Origin of the sequence: Parvimonas oralis (assembly GCF_047608425.1) — a bacterium.
Lineage (GTDB): Bacteria > Bacillota > Clostridia > Tissierellales > Peptoniphilaceae > Parvimonas.
On record NZ_JBLKRS010000001.1, the window covers coordinates 179,125 to 200,115 of the forward strand.

Genomic DNA, 20,991 nt, shown 5'->3' on the forward strand with positions numbered 1-20,991 from the left:
TTAACATAATTTTAAAATTTTTAAACTATTGAATAATTTATTTGTTAATAGTATAATTTAATAAATTGAAGTTAAAATTTTACATAAAAGGAGGAGATGCTATGTATTTAGAAAAAATCAATTCACCAAGTGATGTAAAAAAATTATCTATTGATGAATTAAAAGAGTTAGTCGTAGAACTTAGAACATATTTACTAAAAAGACTTAGTGAAAAGGGAGGACACATAGGTCCTAATCTTGGATCATTGGAGTTTACAGTTGCACTTCATTATGTTTTTGACTCTCCAAAAGATAAGATTGTATTTGATGTTTCCCATCAAACTTATGTTCATAAAATGTTGACAGGAAGAAAAGATGCTTTTATGATTCCTGAAAAATATGAATCAGTTACAGGATTTACTTCTCCAAAAGAAAGCAAACATGATTTATTTACAATAGGTCATACTTCAACTTCTATAAGTCTTGCTTGTGGTTTAGCAAAGGCTAGAGATTTAAAAGGAGATAATGAAAATATTATAGCTGTTATAGGAGATGGCTCATTAGGTGGAGGAGAAGCTCTTGAAGGGCTTAATAATGTTTTTGAACTTAAAAGTAATATGATTGTTGTTATAAATGATAACGACCAATCTATTGCGGAAAATCATGGCGGCCTTTATAAAAATCTTTATGATTTAAGAAAAACAAAAGGAAAGGCAGAAGATAATCTTTTTAAAGCAATGGGTCTTGATTATATCTATGTTGATGATGGTAATGATATTGAAGAATTAATTTCAGCATTTAAGTCAGTTAAAGATTTAAAAAATCCTATTGTAGTTCATATTTCAACAACAAAGGGAAAGGGATTTAAGCCTGCAGAAATTAATAGAGAGAAATTTCATTATGGAGCGCCTTTTGATATTGAAACAGGGGATTTTAAAAATTTTGGAAATGGACAAAATGTAGAAAACTATAAAAACTTGACTGTTGATTATTTATTGAATGCTATTAAAAAAGATAAAACAGTTGCTGTTTTGAATGCTGGAACACCAGGGGCTTTTAGATTTTCTAAGGAAATAAGAGAAAAAATGGGTAAGCAATATATTGATGTTGGAATTGCTGAAGAACATGCGGTTGCAATGTCTTCAGGACTTGCGAAAAATGGGGCAAAACCAGTTTTTTGCGTATATAGTACATTTATGCAAAGAACTTATGACCAAATTTCTCATGATTTGTGCTTAAACAATAATCCTGCATTAATGTTGGTTTATGGAGCATCCATTTATGAAGAAAGTGATGCTACACATCTTGGATTTTTTGATATACCAATGATTTCGAATATTCCAAATTTAGTATATCTTGCACCTACAAACAAAGAAGAATATTTTAAGATGCTGGATTGGGGATTAAATCAAATAGAACATCCTGTTGCAATAAGAGTTCCTGTAGTTGATGTTGTATCAACTGGTGAAGCAGATAAAACTGATTATTCAATTTTAAACAAATCTAAAGTAACTAAAAAAGGAAAAGATGTAGCTATTATAGCTCTAAGTAATTTCTATAATTTAGGAAAAGAAATAGCTGATGAATTAGGGGATGTTACTCTAATTAATCCGGTATATATTACAGGTTTAGATGAAGAATTACTTGAAGAATTAAAAGAAAGTCATAAATTGGTAATTACTTTAGAAGATAGTGTTATAGAAGGTGGTTTTGGAGAAAAAATTGCAAGATTTTTCGGAACATCTGATGTAAAAGTTAAAAATTATGGAATTAAAAAGAGTTTTCCCGATAGATTTATTGTGGAAGAATTTCTTATAGAAAATGGAATTTCAAAAGATTTAATCATCAATGATATCAAGGAAATATTGAATAAATAGGAGATAGGAGGTACTGGTTATGAGTAGAAAATTAGTTGCATATTTCAGTGCAAGTGGAGTAACAAAAAAACTTGCAGAAAGAATTTCAAAAATTGCAGGAGCGGATTTACACGAAATTGTGCCTAAGGAAATTTACACAGATGAAGATTTAAACTGGATGAATGAAAATAGTCGTAGCAGTATCGAAATGAAAAACAAATCATTTAGACCTGAAATAGCAAACAAGATTAATAATATTGATGACTATGATACTATCTATGTAGGATTTCCTATTTGGTGGTATGTTGCACCTACAATCATAAATACTTTTTTAGAAAGTTATAATTTAACAGGAAAAACTATTATTCCTTTTGCGACTTCAGGAGAAAGTTTAATGGGAAATACTAACAAAGAATTGAAAAATTCCTGTAAGGGTTCAGTTCTAAAAGAAGGAAGAAGATTTGACATTAAAGATAGTGATGAAATAATTAAAAATTGGATTGAAAGTTTATAAAATGTTAGCCGACTTAATTTCAAGTCGGCTATTTTTGTATAGAAGAACCTCATCCTTCTACGATATTTCACATTGAGAGGAAATGCGGAAACCTGTTATTGTACAATAAAAAAAGAGATTTCGTTTGAAATCTCTTAATATTTTAATTAACATCCACAACCACAGCCGCAGCCACAAGATTCAGGATTTCTTTTTTGGTATCTTGCTTCAACTATATCCCAGTTTACAACTTTCCACCATTCTTTTAGGTATTCAGCTCTTCTGTTTTGGTATTTTAAATAATAAGCATGTTCCCAAACATCATTTCCTAAAAGAATAACTTTTCCACAAGAAATTGGACAATCTTGGTTAGGAGTTGCAATTATTTCGATATTTCCTTCTTTATCAGATACTAACCATACCCAACCTGAACCAAATTGTCCTGCACCTTTTTTGTTGAACTCTTCTTTAAAAGTTTCAAAATCTCCAAATTTTTCAGCAATTTTTTTAGCAACTTCACCAACAGGTTCTTTAGATCCACCCGGTGTCATGCTTTCCCAGAATAAATTGTGGTTGAAAACTCCACCAACATTATTTTTAATTCCATTCTTTTTGTCTTCTGGAGCATGTTCTAAATGAGTTAAAATTTCTTCTAATGTAGCTTCTTCAAAAACTGTGTCTTTAATGAAGTTGTTTAAATTGTTTACATAAGTTTGGTGGTGCTTGCTATGGTGAATTTCCATAGTTTCCTTATCTATTACAGGTTCTAATGCATCATAAGCATAATTTAATTTTACTAATTCAAATGCCATTTTATTCCTCCTAAAATTATAAAATATTAAAAACTTATTTGTTTTTCAAATCTATTTTACCCATAGGAATATTTTTAAAACTTTAATAATAAATATCAATAATTGAATAATTATTTTATAAAAATCGTCTCTATTGAAGTTTTTTTAAAATATGATATACTATGAGCTGGAGGTATTTATGAAAATTATAATTGTTGGAGCCGGTAAGGTTGGAGAGTATTTATTTACTGATTTAAATACAGAAGATAATGATATTATTTTAATAGAAAAAAGACAAGAAATTTTAAACGAAATGCTATCTAAGTATGATATTATGGGGATTTCCGGAAGTGGAACTAACTATGATCTTTTAGAAGAAGCAGGAGTAGAAGATAGTGATATTTTTATTTCCGTTACTGAAAGTGATGAAGTAAATATTATATCTTGTATTTTTGCAAAAAATATGGGAGCAAAATATACTATTGCACGTGTTAGAAATCCTGAATATTATGCTAAATATGATTTTGTAAAAGACGCATTGGGAATTGATTTAGTTATAAATCCAGAATTTGTTGCAGCAAGAGAAATTTCAAGAGGATTAAAGTATCCTTTTGCTCATTCTGTTGAAACTTTTGTTGATGGTAGAGTAAAACTTATTGGACTTTCTGTTGGAGAAGATAGTCCTTTAAAAGATGTTAAAATTAAGGATTTGCAACAAAAATTCAATATAAAAGTTTTAATTGGAATCGTTGAAAGACAGGGTGAAATTTTTATTCCTTCGGGTGAATTTATTATAAGAGAAGGAGATAAGGTTCATTTTACAGGAACTGATGAATTTGTATATAAATTCTATAATATGTTAAAAGTTGGAGAGAAAAAAATAGAATCTGTATTTATTATAGGTGGTAGTAGAATTTCTCATTATTTAATTTCAAATTTAATTAAGGAAAATATAAAGGTAAAATTAGTTGAAGTTAATCGTGAAATAGCAACATCATTTAGCGAAAAATTTCCTTCAAAAGTTAAGGTAATTTGTGCAGATGGTTCTGATTCTGATGTTATTGATGAGGAAGGATTGAAAAATTATGATGCTTGTGTAGCATTAACAGGAATTGATGAAGAAAATATTATGTTAGGAATGTTTGCAAAAAAACTTAATGTTAAAAAATCAGTAGCAAAAGTTAGTAGACTTTCTCTTTTAAATATTATTCCTCCTACAGATAGTTTTTCCTTTGTTACACCTAAAAAATTGGTTTCAGATATAATAATAAGTGTAGTTAGATCAATTATCAATAGTGAAGGATCTAATATAGAAACTTTACATAGATTATCAAATAATGTAGAAGCTTTAGAGATAAAAGTAAACAAAAAATCAAGGGCAATAGAGACTCCTCTAAAAGATTTGGATATCAAGGAAAATGTACTTATAGCTTATATTATTAGAGATAACAAACTAATTTTTCCTTCCGGTAGTGATTTTATTATGGTTGGAGATACTGTAATTATTATTTCAAAGGCAAATTTGATACAAAATATAGATTCAATCTTAGTATAGGTGTATTATGAATAATAAAATTATAAGATATATTTTAAGTAAAATTTTATATATTGAGGCAGGATTTTTACTTTTACCTGTTATAGTTTCTCTCATATATAAAGAAAATTATAGTAATATTTTAAGTTTTTTAGTAACAATATTTTTATTATTGTTGAGTGGTTATTTACTAGGATATAAATCTGATGCAAGTGGAGCTTTTTATGAAAAAGAGGGCTTTATAATAGTTTCATTATCTTGGATACTTTTATCTGCCTTTGGGGCTTTGCCATTTGTTTTCTCAGGTTCAATTCCTAATTTTATTGATGCATTTTTTGAAACTTCAAGTGGATTTACAACTACAGGAGCTAGTATTTTAACCAATGTTGAAGAACTTAGTCATTCAATGCTATTTTGGAGAAGTTTTACACATTTGATTGGAGGTATGGGAATTTTAGTTTTTGCACTTGCGATTTTACCTCGTTCAAATAGAAATTCTCATATTATGAAAGCAGAAGTTCCTGGACCGATTTTTGGAAAATTTGTTGCAAAAATGAGTTATACTGCTAGACTTTTGTATAAAATTTATTTTGCTATGACAGGAATTTTGATAATTTTACTAATTTTAGTTGGTCATCCTGTTTTTGATTCTTTCGTTCATGCTTTTGGAGCTGCGGGAACTGGTGGTTTTGGAATAAGGGCAAATTCAATTGCATATTATAATAGTCCTATAGTTGAGATGATTTTGGCAACTGCAATGATAATTTTTGGTATTAATTTTAATTTATTTTATGTAATTTTAATAGGAAAAGCAAGAGACGGATTTAAGAGTGAAGAATTAAGATGGTATTTGCTTATAGTCTTTGGAAGTGTTGTTTTAATATTCTTCAATATAAGACATAATTATACTTCATATCTTACTGCTGTAAAAGATATATTCTTTACAGTTTCTTCAATAATATCGACTACCGGATACGCTACTGTTGACTTTGGAAAATGGCCTACTTTTTCTCATGCGATTTTGTTGTTCCTGATGTTTACAGGTGCCTGTGCGGGATCAACTGCAGGTGGTTTGAAGATTTCAAGATTTATAATTTTGGTTAAGTCATCTATTTTACAATTTAGAAAGGCTATAAATCCAAAAAGAGTTTTAAGTGTAAAAGTAGATAATAAACTTGTTGGAAATGAAGTATTGGAGGAGGTAAAGGGTTACTTTGTAATTTATATATTTTTAATTATAATTTTTACAGTTTTAATATCCTTTACTGTTCCGGATTTCTTAACTGCATTTTCAGCAGTAATGGCAACTTTTAATAATATTGGACCGGGACTCTCTGTTGTAGGGCCTACAGGAAGTTATGCAAGTCTTACTTATTTTAATAAAATAGTTTTGTCACTTGCAATGCTAGCAGGGAGACTTGAAATATTTCCAATACTAATTTTATTCTCATCAACAACTTGGAAAAAGAAATAGGAGGAGTTATTTTTGGCGAAAAAATATTATGCTGTTAAGGTTGGAAAAACAAAAGGAGTTTTTAATAATTGGGAAGACTGTAAAAAACAAGTTACAGGTTTTTCGGGAGCAATTTATAAATCTTTTCCAACTTTCGAAGAAGCTAAAGAATATTTGAATAATGAAAGCAACGAAATTGAAAGTAAAAATATTACTTTTGAAGATGTTGCAGATGATGAAATCCTAGCCTATGTTGACGGTTCTTATAAAAAAGATACTTTAGAATATGGTTATGGAGTTGTTCTCATTTTAAAGGATGATATTATTGAACTTTTTGGAAAGGGAGAAAATCCTGAAGTTGCGAAGAGTAGAAATGTAACAGGAGAACTTTTTGGCTCAATTAGAGCTATAAGTGAGGCAATAAAGTTAAGAAAGAAAAAGATAATTGTTTTTCATGATTATCAAGGAATTTCATCTTGGGCTAATGGTGAATGGAAATGCAATTTGCCCCTTACTATAGGATATAGAGATAAGATTAAAGAGTTTAGAAAGGAAATAGAGATTTTATTTGTAAAGGTTAAGGCACATTCAAATGATAAATATAATGACCTTGCAGACCATTTGGCAAAAAAATCTTTGGGAATTGAAAAATAGTTTATGACTGAAATATTAAAACCGACAAAAGAAAATATAGAAAAATCTGCAAATTTAATATTAAATGATGAAATTGTTGCGATTCCAACTGAAACTGTATATGGTTTAGGAGCGAATGGATTATCAGATATTGCAGTTTCAAAAATTTTTAAGGCGAAAAATAGACCACAGGATAATCCTTTAATATTGCATATTTCAGATTATGAAATGATGGAAAAATTGGTTTATGAATTAAATGATGATATAAAAGAATTTTTAAATTATTTTTGGCCTGGACCACTGACTGTTGTTATGAAAAAGAAAGATATAATTCCTGACGCTGTCAGCTGTGGACTTGATACCGTTGCTATTAGAATGCCGAATAATGAAATTGCAAGAAGTTTTATAAAACAATGTGGAGTTCCAATTGCTGCACCTTCTGCAAATATTTCTGGAAAGCCGTCACCAACGACTGCAGAAGATGTTTTTACTGATATGAATGGTAAAATATCTGTAATATTAGATGGTGGACTTTGCAATATAGGAATAGAATCAACAGTTTTGGATTTGACTAAAAAACCATATACGATTTTAAGACCTGGTTTTTATACAAAGGAAGATTTTTTGAAATATGAAGATGAAATTTTAATTGATGATGCCATTGTAACAGAAAATACAATTCCAAAATCACCTGGGCAAAAGTATAAACATTATGCACCAAAGGCAAAAGTTGTGGTAATTTCAACTAAAGATAGGAAAAAATCATCAATGGAAATTGAAAAAATAATAAAAGAAAATAAAGGCTTAAAAATTGGAATTTTTAAGTTTGACGAAACATTTTTAAATGTGGAAAGTGAAAATATTTTATCATTGGGTTCAGTTTTTGATTTAAAAGAAATGTCAAAAATATTATTTAGAGGGCTTAGAGAATTCGACGAAAAAAATGTTGATTTAATTATTGTTGAGGGTTGTGATGAAAATGGACTCGGATTTTCAATAATGAACAGACTAAAAAAATCTGCAAGTGGAAATATAAAATACATTGATTAAAGAGCTAAGGCTCTTTTTTGTTAAATTGTTGTTTTTAGAATTTTAATATGTTATACTATTTAAAATTTATCAGGAGGTTTTTATGGATAAGGATTTAAGTTTTTATGAGGTAATGAATATAGATGATGATTTACAGAGAAATGAGATGTTGTATAAATTTTTTGATGAAGATTCAAGATTGAAAAGTAAATTTGGAATGGTGGAAAAATTAACTACAATAAGAGAGATAGACAAAGTGATAAATCTAAATACTAAGATGCTTGATATAGGAGCAGGTACGGGAGTTTATACTATAAATTATGCTGATAAAGTTTCTGAAATATATGCTTTTGAACCTTCTGAAAATAATTTTTTAAAATTAAATGAAAATTTGAAAAATTACAATTTTAAAAATATTATAACAAAGCAATTAAATTCTTTAGAGCTTGAAATATTACCTGATAACTATTTTGATGTTGTACTTTTATTTGGACCCCTATATCATTTATCCAACAAAGAGGATCAACTGAAAACTTTAAATGATGTAATTAGAGTTTGTAAAAATGGAGCACATATTTTTATAGCATTTATAAATCATGATATGGTACCTATTACGGAAACAAACTATAATTTTAATTATTTTGAAAATGGTGCATATAATAAAGAAACACAGAGGGTACGGAACAGACCTTTTATATTCTTTACTATTGATGAAAGTAAGAGTTTAGTAGAGGAATCAGGACTAAAGATAGAAAGTATAATTGCATCAGATGGCTTTTCTGAATTATTATCTGAAAAAATTGAAAAAATGAGCGATGTAGCTTATGAAAATTATCTACAATGGCATTTTAATCATTGTAAAAATAAAGAACTTTTAGGAGCAACAAATCATTTGTTATTTGTTACGAAAAATATAAAATAGTAAATTTAAAGGAGTTAATAATTTGAAAGAATTGATTATTAAAGAAATTGTTGATATTAAAGAAAAGGAAAAAATATCGAGAGAAATATTAAATGATCTTCCTGAATGGTTTGGTATGCCAGAAAGTACGGAAGAATATATAACAGATTCACAAGACAAACCGTTTATTGCCTGTTTTATGGATAATGAGGCAGTAGGTTTTGTGGTATTGAATGCTACAAGTGAGGATTGTGCAGATATTTTTGTTATGGGAATTAAGAAAAACTATCATAGAATGGGAATAGGAACAAAGTTAAATGATGCTTATGAAGAATTGGCCAAAAAACTTGGTTATACTTATACTCAAGTTAAAACTGTTCAAAGCGGTCATTATAAAGAATATGATATAACAAATAATTTCTACAAATCTGTAGGATATAAGGAATTGGAAGTTTTTCCAACTCTATGGGATAAATGGAATCCTTGCCAAGTTTATATTAAATATATTGGAGATTAGTATTGTTGATATAAAAATTAAATAATTGAATATGAGATGAAAGGCAGTAAACAAAAGTACTGCTTTTTTATTGTTCAAATTATGATATAATAATTATAGATTTATGCCTTATGATAAAGCTATAATTATTTCATCATAATAACCTAAATATAATTATCAAAAAGGAATTATGATATAATAATTATGAATTTATGCCTTATGATATAATAATTATGTATTGAAAAATGATTTATGATTTTGTATTTGGAGGAAGTATGAAAAGAAATGTTATTTTTTATCTGATTTCCTTAATATGTGGAATTTTATTTTGTTATTTTTTGAAAATTGAACATTTTACAAAATTCTATATTTTTTTAATTTTTACATTTGCTTGTATATTTTCATATATTTTTAGATTCAATAAATTAAAATTATTTTTTTTGATGTTTTCTTTGGGATTTTTAGCAAGTTTTTTTGCTGAAAAAGAGAGCAATTTAAAACAATTCTTTGACCAAAAAGTCTCTTTGACAGGAGAAGTTTTAAATTCAACTGTTCGTTCTGATGGAAATGGATTTAAGCATGAAATTAAATTAAAAAACATTAAAAATATAGAAAAATCAGAGAAAATTCTACTTTTTACAAATCATAAACAGTTTGAAATTGGAGATATTGTAAGTGTAACGGGAAAACTTCGAGAAATAAGGTCAAATGGTAATCCAAGACTTTTTAATTATAAGAGATTTAATTTAAAAAAGAATATATATTCAAATATTTATTCTGATGATGTGAAAAAAATTGGAGAGAATAAAAACTTAAAGGGAGCTTTTCATAATTTTGTTGAGAATGTCTTTGATACTTCTCTTTCATCTGAAAATTCGGATATTATGAAGAGGATATTTCTTGCAAATAATTATGATACGGCTTTTGAAAATGATATTAGAGAAATTGGACTTTCACATATTTTAGCCGTTAGTGGTCTACATATTGGAATAATATATTTAATTTTAAGTAAAATTTTAGTCATTTTACCAATAAAAAGAATTTTTAGAGAAGTTATAATTCTATTTTTTATATTTTTATATTCATATTTAATTGGCAATCCTGCAAGTGTTTTAAGAGCGGAAATATTTTTGCTTATTTCTATATTTTCGTCGCTTTATGGAAAAGTTAAAGATAGATTAAATGACCTTTTATTGACTATTTTTGTCATTTTATTGATAAATCCATATATGATTTTTGATGTAGGATTGTATTTAAGTGCGTTTTCTGTATTTGGAATTATAAAGATTTTACCATATTTTTCAAATAAGAGAGATGGTTTTGTACTTAAATCTTTAAAACTTACTTTTTCGGTTATGCTTATAATTTTACCTATTATTTTATATACTTTTGGGAAGTTTTCAGTTATTACCTTCTTTAGTAATTTAGTATTAACACCAATTTTTGTAATTTGCATAGTTATTTCGTTTTTTATTTTGTTATTTGGTTTATTTAGTTTAAAAGTTTGTGTATTTTTGGGATTATTAGTTAATAATTTATTAAATCTTATAAGATTAAATGTTGATTTTTTAAAGGATATAAATATAAATATCACTTTTTACGAATATAATATAGTATTTGTGATTTTTACATATTTTTTACTTCTAGTTTATTTTAAGAAGAGAAATTTGAAGTATTTTACATTTGATAACTTTAAATTTTTTATACTTTCTGTTATGATTCTATTTGTTTCTACAAATATTTATAACATTTATAAAAATGAGGTAAATATAAATTTTATAGATATAGGTCAAGGAGATGCCTGTTTAATAAGAGGAAAACAGAATAATATTCTAATAGATACAGGTGGAATTACTTTTGGAAAAGGAGATAACGGAAAATCCGTTTTAATTCCATATCTACAGAAAAGTGGAGTAAAAAAACTAGATTTTGTGTTTATTTCACATTTAGACGCAGACCATTGCAAAAATTTGAGTTATTTATCTAAAGAAGTGGAGATTAAAAACTTATTTTTTAGAAAAGACGGATACAGAGATTTTGTGAAAAAATATGGAGAAGTTAAGGCTAAAAATATTTATAATATTGAAAATAATTTAAAATTAAATTTAGAAGATGTAGATTTGGAAGTTTTAAAAGCCAAAGATTCTACGGAAGAAAATGAAAGATCTATAATTGTTAGAGTTATAGCAAATGGGAAGAAAATACTTTTTACTGGAGATATTGGAGCTTTTACTGAAAATCAGCTTATAAAAAATGATATAGACTGTGATTATCTCAAAGTTGCTCATCATGGGAGTAAAAATTCTAGTTCTTCTGAATTTTTATCAGCTTCAAGTCCAAAAACTTCTATAATTTCTTGTGGTTATAAAAATAGATATAATCATCCGCATAAAGATGCTTTAGATAGAATAAAATCTGTAGGAAGTGATGTTTATAGAACAGACTTACAGGGAAATATTATGCTTAGTATTAATAAGTTTGAAGAAAAAATTACAGGTTTTAGAGAAATTGATAGTAATTTATTTGGGTTTTTGAAATTCTATTTTATGGATATTTTAAATATTATAATGTATCTATTTGCTTTTTTAGTATTAGTTAAAATAAATAATGATTTAATAATAGATTTAGACTTTATTAAGGAGGAACTATGAATTATATACAAGCTATGAAGTTGCTAGATAATGGGGAACTTAATGGTATATATGTTTTGAGTGGAGAAGAAATTTTTTTGATAGATAGGTTTGTTGAATTATTTAAGGAGAAAATTGTTTCAAAAGATTTTTTTGATATGAATTATATTGAATATGATTTTTCAAAAATTGATTTGCAGAAGTTAAAGATTGATTGTGAAACAGCTCCATTTTTCAGTAATAAAAGACTTATCATTGTAAATGATGTAAATCTTTCAAAAAATGGAATTTCTATGTATAAAAACTTTTTTGAGGAAATGTATGATTATATAGATAAAATTCCAAATACAACAGTTCTTCTTTTTGTGATGAAAGGAAGTCTTGCTTTTCGCGGTAAATTTTATAAACAAATTTCGATTTTAGGACATAATATTGAACTTATAAGATTTAATGAGATTGAACTTTTTAAATTTATTAAAAAAAGATTTGTTTTAAAAAATATCGAAATTAAAGATAATGTATTGAAATATATTATTGATAGAATTGGGTATTTAGATAGTAGTCGAGAAAAAAATCTTTATGATGTAGAAAATGAAGTAAACAAACTACTTAATTCCTTTTCCAGAAATGTTTTAGATTTTAAAGATGTTGATGAAATTCTAGTTGATAAATTTGAAAATAGCATTTTTAAATTGCTGGATACAATTTCTAAAAAAGATTATAAAAATTCTATTAAGATTTTGGTTGAGCTTAAAAAATCAGGAGAAGACTCTTTTTCTACATTTTATATGATTGTTAGATATATAAGAAATCTTTTAGGAGTAAAAGTTTTGAAACTAAAACAAAAACATATAGATTATATTTCAAAAGAGTTAAAAATTTCAAACTATGAATGTAAAAAATTGTATTCAGTTTGTGATAATTTTTCAGTAGAAACTCTTTGTAATTATATTGATTTTACATATTCTGTCGAATCGGATATTAAGACAAAAAATAGAGATATAGATTTATTGTTAGAGATTTTAATTTCAAAAATGTCGTTAGGAGGCGATTTAATTGAGTAAAAAGGTTAATATTTTTGTTGATGGAATGACTTGTCAAGCCTGTTCAATGAAGGTTGAAAAGGGGCTTTCAAAACTTAAGATTGTAGAGGATGTTTCTGTAAATCTTATGAGTAAAACAGTTACGGTTTCCGTTGAAGATGGAGCAAAAGTTGAAGGCCTTATTGGAGTTATAAAAAGACTTGGATATAAACCAAAAAGAGATGAATTGAAAATCGAAAAGAGTAGTCTTAAAGCAGAAGATATAGAAAAAATCATTTCTGAGTTAAAAGAAAAAGATACTGTTTTAGTAAAAGATGAAGATGACATTTTAAAAGTAAAATACTTAAAAGATGTTGTTTCTTTAGATGAAATAAATTCAATTTTAGAGAAATATAAAATTTCGGTTAAAAAAGAAAAAAAGGAAAGACAAAATATATATGAAGATGAAATTAAGGACTTAAAAAAAGACTTAATTATTTCTATAGTATTTAGTGTGCCACTTATGGTTTCAATGTTTTTCCATATGTTTAATGTGCACAAGTTTATGTTAAATGGATATATTCAATGGGCTTTTGCAAGTGTTGTTCAATTTTATGTAGGGAAAAGATACTATATAAATGCTTATAGAAATTTAAAAAATAAAAGTACTAATATGGATGTTTTAATAGCTTTCGGAACTTCAATGGCATATTTTTATTCAGTTTATAAAGTTCTAATCGGAAGTGTTGATGTTTATTTTGACAGTTCAGCAATGATTATAACATTAATCTTACTTGGTAAATTTTTTGAAGCAAATGCAAAGTCAAATACTTTCGGTGCAATTATGAAATTAATGGACTTAAAAGCTGACTATGCAATTGTAATCGAAGGAGATAGGGAAGTCAAAAAGAGTATTGAAGATGTAAAAATTGGAGATATTGTTTTAGTTAAACCTTATGAAAAAATTCCTGTTGATGGTGTTATTATTTCAGGGAATAGTTCTGTAAATCAAGCTATGATTACGGGGGAATCCGTTCCTGTTGAAAAAAGTATCGGAGATACCGTTATTGGAGCGACAAATAATATTGAGGGGATTTTAAAAATTGAAGTAAAGAGTACAGTTGAAAATTCTGTACTATCTAAAATACTAGATTTAGTTCAAAATGCACAGACTAAAAAAGCTCCGGTACAAAGACTTGCAGATAAAATTTCAAGTTATTTTGTACCTGGTGTAATTTTGTCATCATTTGCTACTCTTGTAATTACTTATATTGTTACAAAAGATTTTACAACAAGTTTATTAAATAGCTGTGCAGTAATGGTTATAGCTTGTCCTTGTTCACTTGGTTTGGCAACGCCAACAGCGATTATGTCGGGTACAGGTGTCGCTGCACAAAATGGTATTTTAATAAAGAGTGGCGAAGTTTTAGAAAAAATTCATAAAATGGATAGTATTATTTTTGATAAAACGGGAACACTTACAACAGGAGAATTAAAAGTTATCGAAATAAAAAATAATACTGATTTATCAGAAGAGGAGTTCTTAAGTATAATTTATTCTTTAGAAAAAAATACTGACCATCCTATTGCTAAATCTATCGTAAACTTCTGTAAAGAAAAAAATATAAAAGAATTGGATATTTCAGACTTGAAAGTAATTGCAGGAATGGGAATTCAAGCAGTTTATAATGATAAAGAAATTCTAATTGGAAAGAGAAAATATATCGAAGAAAAACTTGGAAAACTGGAATTAAATATAGAAAATGAATTATTGACAATCTTTATATCAATAGGGAGTGAATTTGCAGGTTTTGTTGTTTTAGAAGATGAAATTTCAAAAAATGCATTTGAAATAATTAAGAAATTAAAAGAAAAAAATATTGATGTTTATATGATAACTGGAGATAGTGAAGTTGTAGCCAGAAAAGTTGCAACTAAACTTGGAATAGATAATGTGCTTTATGAAGTTATGCCAAATGAAAAATCTCAAAAGGTTTTAGAATTGCAAAAACAGGGAAAGATTGTTGCGATGGTGGGGGACGGAATCAATGATGCTCCAGCTCTTGCAAGTGCAGATATAAGTTTTGCAATGGGAACTGGAACAGATATTGCAATGGAAACATCAGATATTACTTTGATGAATGGTAATTTAAACACACTTTTAAATTCTATAAATATAAGTGAACAAACACTAAAAATAATAAAGCAAAATCTATTTTGGGCATTTTTCTATAATATAATTGCAATTCCATTTGCAGCATTCGGATACTTAAATCCAATGCTTGCAGGATTTACAATGAGTTTTAGTTCAGTAAGTGTAGTTTTGAACAGTTTAAGATTAAAAAGATATAAATTTTAGCAAAAATGGTATGCCATAAAAGGCATACCATTTTTAAATTCTTAATTATTTTTTATTGTATTTTTTTACAAAATTGTAAAGTGTTTTTACCGGAGTACCGCTTGCTCCTTCAGGATTTGTTCCCCAAGCTGAACTTGAGAACGAAGGACCTGCAATATCTAAATGAACCCAAGGAGTATTTTCAACGAAATGTTCTAAGAAAACTCCGGCAGTAATTGCACCACCTGTTCCCGGTCCGGTTGCATTTAGTAATTCTCCAACTTTTCCTTTTACGCTTTCTTTATGTTCTTCATAAACAGGGAATCTCCATAAATATTCACCCATAAAGTCTGCTGATTCTTTAATTTTTGCATAAACTTCATCATTATTACTTACAGCTCCGATAACTCTTGAACCTAAAGCTTGAATACAAGCACCTGTTAAAGTAGCAACATCAACTATGCATTCAGGATTTAATTTTGAAGCTCCATAGTAAATAGCATCAGCTAAAGTCAATCTTCCTTCGGCATCAGTATTAACTACTTCAATAGTTGAACCCTTCATTGAAGAAATTATATCTCCATTTCTATAAGCATGTCCATTAATCATATTTTCACAAGATGCAACAAGGGCTATTACATTTCTTTGAACATTCATTTTTCCTACTGCATACATTGTTGAAATAACGGAAGCACTTCCACCCATATCAGTTTTCATAGTAACCATTCCTGTAGCAGGTTTGATTGCATATCCACCTGAATCATAAGTTAAACCTTTACCAACTAAAACAATAGGTTTTTCATCTTTGTTTGGTAAATGTTTCATAATTATAAATTTAGGTGGTAGGTCACTACCTTGTGCAACTGCTAGAAAAGCATCCATTTTTAAAGATTCTATTTGTTTCTTTTCTAAAACTTCAACTTCTACTCCAACTTTTTCAAGTTCTTCTTTTGCAAATTTTGCCAAAGTTTCCGGATAAATATCATTTGCAGGTCTATTCACAAGATCTCTACACATAAATACTGCTTCCATTATCGCTTCAATTTCTTTAATTCCATTTTCTACAATTTCTTTTTTGTCTTCTAAAACATCAAAGAATACTTCACATTCGAATTTATCTTTCTTTTCTTTTAAGAAATTATCAAAAGCATAAGTAACATTTATAATACCTTCAATCATCGCTTGAGCAGTTAATTTATAACAAATACCGTCAAATTTTTTGATTTCTATATTACAAGATTTTACATTGTTAGCTTTTAAAGTTTTTCCAAGAGAAAGGTAAGATCTTCTGATGTTTTCTAAAGAATTTTCTTCTTCTTTTCCTAATCCCAATAAAATTATATTTTCTGTGTTTGGACCAAGATTAGAAAAAACTTCGCCTCTTTTTCCGTTAAAAAGTTTGTTTTCTTTTACATAAGATATTAACTCTTTACTTATTCCGCAAATATCGTTTCCTTCAAAGAATGAAAAAACCTTAACTATTCCGGAATTGCCAATTTTAAATTCCATACATTACCTCCAAATTTATATTAGATAATAAATATCTTATATATATAATAACTAAAATTTGGATTTTTTGCAATAGAAAAGGACAACATAGTTGTCCAATTTAAAAAATATTAAAACTTATTGTTGCCATAATTATTCCTGAAAGAACTAATCCCATTATAGCTGCTAATAAACTTGTTTTAAAATCAATATCTAAGATACTTGCGGCGAGCATTCCGGTATATGCACCCGTTCCCGGAAATGGAATACCTATAAAAATTGCAAGGGCAATTAAAATTCCACTTTTACCTGACTTCTTTAAAATTTTTTCTCCGGCTCTATGACCTTTTAATAAAAGTTTTTTACAAAACTTTCCAATATATCTTTTATGTTCTCCCCATAATAAAAAATTTTTTGCAAGAAAGTAAACAAATGGAACAGGAATTAAATTTCCTATTATTGCAGTTATATATGAATTTAAAATCGGAAGTCCCATTGCTTGTGAGTATGGAATGGCACCCCTTAATTCAATTACCGGTACCATTGAAATAAGTAAAACTAAAAAATATTTTATCATTATCTCTCCTTAATCTATTTTAATAATGTATATATTTTACCATAAAAATTAAATAAAAGAAATACGAAAAAATTGTAAAAAAAGTATTGCATTTATTTTAAAATATGGTATAATATATGTGTTAATTTTATAGGCTACCCAAGACCGTAGGGACATCAGTTTAAAAATCCTACATAGGTGGAAATACTTTATTATGTATTTTATCTCTACTCTTGGTAGAGATTTTTTAATATGTAGCCTTTGGTGGAGGTGAAAAGATGAAAGATTTTGTTTTAGAACAAAAACAAGCTGTTGTATCAGAAATTAGAGAAAAGATTGAGAAATCAGGTTCTTTAGTTTTAGTTGATTACAGAGGTTTAACTGTTGAACAAGTAACGGCTTTAAGAAATAAGTATAGAGAAGCCGGTGTTCAATATAAGGTTTATAAGAATACTATGATGAAATTAGCTTTCAAAGAATTAGGCTTTGAAGATTTCAATCAATATTTAGAAGGACCTAGTGCAGTTGCATTCTCAGGAGAAGATTTAACAGCAGCGGCAAGAATTACTAATGAATTTGCAAAGACAAATGACAAATTAGTTATAAAAGCAGGTATTTTAGAAGGAAAAATTTTAGACAACGAAGGCGTTAAAGCTGTTGCAAACATCCCTTCAAGAGAAGTACTTATTGCGAAATTACTTGGAAGCTTCAGAGCTCCGGTATCAAATTTTGTGTATATGTTAGATGCACTAAGAAAGAAAAAAGAAGAAGAAGCAGCTTAATGGTTGCGTAAAATTTTAGGAGGTATATTATGGATTTCGAACAAATATTAGAAGCAATTGAAAAATTATCAGTTCTTGAATTAAATGAATTAGTTAAAGCAGCAGAAGAAAAATTTGGAGTTTCTGCATCTGCACCTGTAGTAGTTGGAGCAGTAGCTGGTGGAGAAGCAGCTGCAGCAGTAGAAGAAAAAACTGAATTTGATGTAATTTTAGCATCAGTTGGAGCAGAAAAAATGAAAGTTGTTAAAGCTGTTAAAGATTTAAGTGGCTTAGGATTAAAAGAAGCTAAAGAAGTAGTTGACAATGCTCCAAAAGCTGTTAAAGAAGGAGTTTCTAAAGAAGAAGCTGAACAAATGAAAGCTAAATTAGAAGAAGTAGGAGCTACTGTAGAATTAAAGTAGTAAATTACTTCTGATTAGGTTTAATATTAAAAGTGGATTTATATCCACTTTTTTTTATGAAAAATTTTAATATTTATGCTACAAATATTTTTAATAATGATTATTAAGTGTTGATTTATTTTGTTTAAAAATATATAATAAATAGGTAATACTATTTAAGAGGGAGTACTTTTAGTTTTTACTAGAAGAAAAGATATATGAAGGTAAAAAGAGGAGATATTTTTTATGCTGATTTAAGTCCGGTTGTAGGTTCTGAACAAGGAGGCGTAAGACCTGTACTAGTTGTTCAAAACGATGTTGGAAATAAATATAGTCCTACTGTTATTATTGCAGCTATAACTTCTCAGATGAATAAAGTCAAACTTCCAACACATGTCGAAGTTTCTGCAGAATTTGGGCTTCCCAAAAATTCTGTAGTATTGTTGGAGCAAATAAGAACCATAGATAAAAAAAGACTTAGAGAAAAGGTTGGCTATACAGATGAGTTCTTTATGAAAAAAGTTAATGAGGCGCTATTAAAATCTGTTGGAGTTTAGTACATAGAGGGAAAATATGCTTGAGTTGGTAAAAAACATAGAATTTGTAAAAAAAAATAAATTAAAAGTAAATAAAATAAGTGAAAAAGAATTTATTTTGGAAAATAAAAAAGAAAAGTATATTTTAAATCTGTTTCCTTTTGGTAAGTTTTCTAAAATAAGTAAAATTTTTGATTGTTTAAATAAATTATCTGAAAAGTTTTCTAATATTTCTTATGAAGATATTGGAATTTTAAATGACAAGTTTTGTTATAGAATTATTCCTTTTATTATTGATGAAAAAAATAATTTGACTGATGAAGAGTCTTATAATATAGGCTTTAAAATTGGAAAATTTATTTTTGAATATCATAAAAGTTTTCAAGGCTGTGATTGTGGTAGATGGAATAAGCATTACAATTATAGGATAAATAAATTTTTGCATAAATATGGTCTTGGTCAGTATAGAGGAAATCTTGATTATGTTCTTTTAGATTTTTTGGAAAGAAATAAATATTGCTTAAAAGATAGGACTTGTACTACTATTATAGGACTTAACGGCCTTGAGGATATTAAAATTACAAAAGATGGAAAATTTCAAATTGTAGAGGAATATAAAATTTTAAGATCAGATTCTTATTTTGAGTTTAGGAATTTGAATTTATATTATAATAATACAAATTTATTAACTGGAATTGTTGACGGATATTTTGACAATAATGTTCCCAGAATGTTTTTCAAGCTTTTGGGTGTATATACTATAATTGAAAATTTATATGATATTTTTGTTGAAAATAAAGATGTAGATGATGAAATTATAAATGAAAAGATAAAAAAGATTAATGATATTTATGACGGATTTTCGAGTATATATCCTATTTGGTATTTGAAAAACAAAAAATTTTAATAGAAGTTGGAGAAATATGAAGAGATTTAATAGAAGTGTTATAGGATTGTTATTATTTTGTTTGGTTTTTGGAGCTTGTTCAAAACAAAGTAAAGACGTAGATTCTAAAAATGAGATTAAAAAGAATGAGAGTACAAGTTTTAAGAAATTCTCAAAATCTTTTTTTGGCGTTTTTGATACAGATATAGCATTTAGTGCTTATTGTGAGAATGAAGAGGAATTTAATAAATATTTTAAAGTATTGGAAGAAGATATGAAAAGGTATCACAACCTTTACAATTCTTTTGAAAATGCAAGCGAAAATAATATAAAATCTATAAATGACAATGCCGGAAAAGAACCTGTAAAGGTTGATAAAGAGATTATAGAGCTGTTGGAATTTTCTATTGAAAATTACAAAAAATTATCTGATAAAAATAATATTGCTCTAGGAAGTATAACAGAGCTTTGGAGAGCTGAAAAAGATTCTGCAGTTAATCTTAAAGGAAAACTTCCTGATGAAAACAAAATAAAAGAGGGATTAAAACATACAGATATTAATAATATTGTAATTGATAAGGAAAAGAGTACGGTTTTTATAAAAGATAAGGATATGAAGCTAGATGTTGGGGCTATTGCAAAGGGTTATTCAGTTGAAAAAGTTATGAATAAATTAAAATCAATGGGATTAAAATCTGCAATAATTTCAGCTGGAGGAAATGTAAAAGCAATTGGAAGTCCTTTAGAAAAAGATAAAAATAAATGGGGAATAGGAATTCAAGATCCAAAGTTTGATTCTGACAAAGTTGATATTAAAGAGGTTATTTATACTGATGAAACTTGTGCAGTAACGAGTGGTGATTATCAAAGATTTTATTTTGTAGGAGATAAAGCATATAATCATATTATTGATCCAAAAACCGGTTATCCTAAAGATAAAATTAAAAGTGTAACAGTTTTATGTAATGATTCCGGTCTTGCAGATTTTCTATCAACTAGTTTATTTTTAATGGATGTTGAAGAAGGAAAAAAACTTTTGGAAAAAGTAAATGGAGCAGAGGCTTATTGGATACTTTCTGACGGAAGTGTACATTATACTGAAAAAATGGAAAAATTGTTAAAAAGTAAGGGAGCTACAAATAAATAAAGTTAATTATATATCAAAGTTAGGATTCTTTCCTAGCTTTTTTTATGTTTGAATTAATAAT

19 protein-coding genes and 1 other annotated feature are annotated in these 20,991 nt (G+C 27.4%); of the genes, 16 read left to right on the forward strand and 3 right to left on the reverse strand.

The window, feature by feature from the left end:
- The first annotated feature begins 101 nt into the window (after window positions 1-101).
- Together ACMX2D_RS00985 and ACMX2D_RS00990 are read left to right on the forward strand one after the other, a co-directional pair.
- Window positions 102-1,856 carry a 1-deoxy-D-xylulose-5-phosphate synthase gene (locus ACMX2D_RS00985; protein ID WP_414972384.1) on the forward strand — a complete coding sequence of 585 codons (1,755 nt, stop codon included), beginning with the start codon at window positions 102-104 and terminating at the stop codon, window positions 1,854-1,856.
- A 19-nt stretch (window positions 1,857-1,875) separates the two neighbouring features.
- Window positions 1,876-2,349, forward strand: a complete 474-nt coding sequence (locus ACMX2D_RS00990) for a flavodoxin (protein WP_278478270.1) — start codon at window positions 1,876-1,878, stop codon at window positions 2,347-2,349.
- 146 nt (window positions 2,350-2,495) lie between these two features.
- Here the strand turns inward: ACMX2D_RS00990 and ACMX2D_RS00995 are convergent, their stop codons facing one another.
- Entirely contained in the window at window positions 2,496-3,140 is a 645-nt protein-coding gene (locus ACMX2D_RS00995; RefSeq protein WP_414970935.1) for a superoxide dismutase, read from the reverse strand.
- A 178-nt stretch (window positions 3,141-3,318) separates the two neighbouring features.
- Here ACMX2D_RS00995 and trkA point away from each other — a divergent pair, with 178 nt between their 5' ends.
- From trkA to ACMX2D_RS01040, 9 genes are all read left to right on the forward strand, one after another.
- Window positions 3,319-4,674: a Trk system potassium transporter TrkA gene (trkA, locus tag ACMX2D_RS01000; protein WP_414972385.1), complete on the forward strand. Its 1,356-nt coding sequence runs from the start codon at window positions 3,319-3,321 to the stop codon at window positions 4,672-4,674.
- Between the two features lie 7 nt (window positions 4,675-4,681).
- Complete coding sequence (locus ACMX2D_RS01005) at window positions 4,682-6,127, forward strand: TrkH family potassium uptake protein (protein WP_414972386.1); 1,446 nt, start codon at window positions 4,682-4,684, stop codon at window positions 6,125-6,127.
- Window positions 6,128-6,139: 12 nt separating this feature from the next.
- Window positions 6,140-6,760 (forward strand): ribonuclease H1 domain-containing protein, encoded by a 621-nt coding sequence (locus tag ACMX2D_RS01010; protein WP_414972387.1) that lies wholly within the window; start codon window positions 6,140-6,142, stop codon window positions 6,758-6,760.
- Window positions 6,761-6,763: 3 nt separating this feature from the next.
- Entirely contained in the window at window positions 6,764-7,789 is a 1,026-nt protein-coding gene (locus ACMX2D_RS01015; protein WP_414972388.1) for an L-threonylcarbamoyladenylate synthase, read from the forward strand.
- Between the two features lie 82 nt (window positions 7,790-7,871).
- A complete protein-coding gene (locus ACMX2D_RS01020; RefSeq protein WP_414972389.1) occupies window positions 7,872-8,690 on the forward strand; it encodes a class I SAM-dependent methyltransferase in 819 nt (272 codons plus the stop codon).
- Window positions 8,691-8,712: 22 nt separating this feature from the next.
- The gene (locus ACMX2D_RS01025) at window positions 8,713-9,186 is read left to right on the forward strand and encodes a GNAT family N-acetyltransferase (RefSeq protein WP_414972390.1); all 474 of its coding nucleotides are present in this window, start codon (window positions 8,713-8,715) and stop codon (window positions 9,184-9,186) included.
- 254 nt (window positions 9,187-9,440) lie between these two features.
- Window positions 9,441-11,816, forward strand: coding sequence for a DNA internalization-related competence protein ComEC/Rec2 (locus ACMX2D_RS01030; protein WP_414972391.1), 2,376 nt, complete (start codon window positions 9,441-9,443; stop codon window positions 11,814-11,816).
- Entirely contained in the window at window positions 11,813-12,859 is a 1,047-nt protein-coding gene (gene holA / locus ACMX2D_RS01035; protein WP_414970926.1) for a DNA polymerase III subunit delta, read from the forward strand. Before ACMX2D_RS01030 ends, holA begins: the two co-directional genes overlap by 4 nt.
- Window positions 12,852-15,176: a heavy metal translocating P-type ATPase gene (locus tag ACMX2D_RS01040; RefSeq protein WP_414972392.1), complete on the forward strand. Its 2,325-nt coding sequence runs from the start codon at window positions 12,852-12,854 to the stop codon at window positions 15,174-15,176. Before holA ends, ACMX2D_RS01040 begins: the two co-directional genes overlap by 8 nt.
- 45 nt (window positions 15,177-15,221) lie before the next feature.
- Here the strand turns inward: ACMX2D_RS01040 and ACMX2D_RS01045 are convergent, their stop codons facing one another.
- Together ACMX2D_RS01045 and ACMX2D_RS01050 are read right to left on the reverse strand one after the other, a co-directional pair.
- Window positions 15,222-16,664 carry a leucyl aminopeptidase gene (locus tag ACMX2D_RS01045; RefSeq protein ID WP_414972393.1) on the reverse strand — a complete coding sequence of 481 codons (1,443 nt, stop codon included), beginning with the start codon at window positions 16,662-16,664 and terminating at the stop codon, window positions 15,222-15,224.
- Between the two features lie 100 nt (window positions 16,665-16,764).
- A complete protein-coding gene (locus ACMX2D_RS01050) occupies window positions 16,765-17,220 on the reverse strand; it encodes a COG2426 family protein (RefSeq protein ID WP_414972394.1) in 456 nt (151 codons plus the stop codon).
- Window positions 17,221-17,339: 119 nt separating this feature from the next.
- Window positions 17,340-17,457: a sequence feature (ribosomal protein L10 leader region), on the forward strand.
- 20 nt (window positions 17,458-17,477) lie between these two features.
- Here ACMX2D_RS01050 and rplJ point away from each other — a divergent pair.
- The 5 genes from rplJ to ACMX2D_RS01075 all read left to right on the forward strand — a co-directional run bounded on the left by rplJ (window position 17,478) and on the right by ACMX2D_RS01075 (window position 20,930).
- Window positions 17,478-17,981 (forward strand): 50S ribosomal protein L10, encoded by a 504-nt coding sequence (gene rplJ, locus ACMX2D_RS01055; RefSeq protein ID WP_414972395.1) that lies wholly within the window; start codon window positions 17,478-17,480, stop codon window positions 17,979-17,981.
- 29 nt (window positions 17,982-18,010) lie between these two features.
- A complete protein-coding gene (gene rplL / locus ACMX2D_RS01060; protein WP_414970922.1) occupies window positions 18,011-18,382 on the forward strand; it encodes a 50S ribosomal protein L7/L12 in 372 nt (123 codons plus the stop codon).
- Window positions 18,383-18,579: 197 nt separating this feature from the next.
- Window positions 18,580-18,918: a type II toxin-antitoxin system PemK/MazF family toxin gene (locus tag ACMX2D_RS01065; RefSeq protein ID WP_414972396.1), complete on the forward strand. Its 339-nt coding sequence runs from the start codon at window positions 18,580-18,582 to the stop codon at window positions 18,916-18,918.
- Window positions 18,919-18,934: 16 nt separating this feature from the next.
- The gene (locus tag ACMX2D_RS01070; protein ID WP_414972397.1) at window positions 18,935-19,804 is read left to right on the forward strand and encodes a hypothetical protein; all 870 of its coding nucleotides are present in this window, start codon (window positions 18,935-18,937) and stop codon (window positions 19,802-19,804) included.
- Window positions 19,805-19,820: 16 nt separating this feature from the next.
- Window positions 19,821-20,930 carry an FAD:protein FMN transferase gene (locus ACMX2D_RS01075; RefSeq protein WP_414972399.1) on the forward strand — a complete coding sequence of 370 codons (1,110 nt, stop codon included), beginning with the start codon at window positions 19,821-19,823 and terminating at the stop codon, window positions 20,928-20,930.
- Window positions 20,931-20,991 lie beyond the last annotated feature (61 nt).

Coding starts and splice junctions, on each gene's coding strand:
- rplJ (WP_414972395.1), top strand. CDS start 17,478: ATGAAAGATTTTGTTTTAGAACAAAAACAAGCTGTTGTATCAGAAATT.
- trkA (WP_414972385.1), top strand. CDS start 3,319: ATGAAAATTATAATTGTTGGAGCCGGTAAGGTTGGAGAGTATTTATTT.
- holA (WP_414970926.1), top strand. CDS start 11,813: ATGAATTATATACAAGCTATGAAGTTGCTAGATAATGGGGAACTTAAT.
- ACMX2D_RS01075 (WP_414972399.1), top strand. CDS start 19,821: ATGAAGAGATTTAATAGAAGTGTTATAGGATTGTTATTATTTTGTTTG.
- ACMX2D_RS00985 (WP_414972384.1), top strand. CDS start 102: ATGTATTTAGAAAAAATCAATTCACCAAGTGATGTAAAAAAATTATCT.
- ACMX2D_RS01030 (WP_414972391.1), top strand. CDS start 9,441: ATGAAAAGAAATGTTATTTTTTATCTGATTTCCTTAATATGTGGAATT.
- ACMX2D_RS01015 (WP_414972388.1), top strand. CDS start 6,764: ATGACTGAAATATTAAAACCGACAAAAGAAAATATAGAAAAATCTGCA.
- ACMX2D_RS00990 (WP_278478270.1), top strand. CDS start 1,876: ATGAGTAGAAAATTAGTTGCATATTTCAGTGCAAGTGGAGTAACAAAA.
- ACMX2D_RS01050 (WP_414972394.1), bottom strand. CDS start 17,220: ATGATAAAATATTTTTTAGTTTTACTTATTTCAATGGTACCGGTAATT.
- rplL (WP_414970922.1), top strand. CDS start 18,011: ATGGATTTCGAACAAATATTAGAAGCAATTGAAAAATTATCAGTTCTT.
- ACMX2D_RS00995 (WP_414970935.1), bottom strand. CDS start 3,140: ATGGCATTTGAATTAGTAAAATTAAATTATGCTTATGATGCATTAGAA.
- ACMX2D_RS01005 (WP_414972386.1), top strand. CDS start 4,682: ATGAATAATAAAATTATAAGATATATTTTAAGTAAAATTTTATATATT.
- ACMX2D_RS01020 (WP_414972389.1), top strand. CDS start 7,872: ATGGATAAGGATTTAAGTTTTTATGAGGTAATGAATATAGATGATGAT.
- ACMX2D_RS01070 (WP_414972397.1), top strand. CDS start 18,935: ATGCTTGAGTTGGTAAAAAACATAGAATTTGTAAAAAAAAATAAATTA.
- ACMX2D_RS01045 (WP_414972393.1), bottom strand. CDS start 16,664: ATGGAATTTAAAATTGGCAATTCCGGAATAGTTAAGGTTTTTTCATTC.
- ACMX2D_RS01065 (WP_414972396.1), top strand. CDS start 18,580: ATGAAGGTAAAAAGAGGAGATATTTTTTATGCTGATTTAAGTCCGGTT.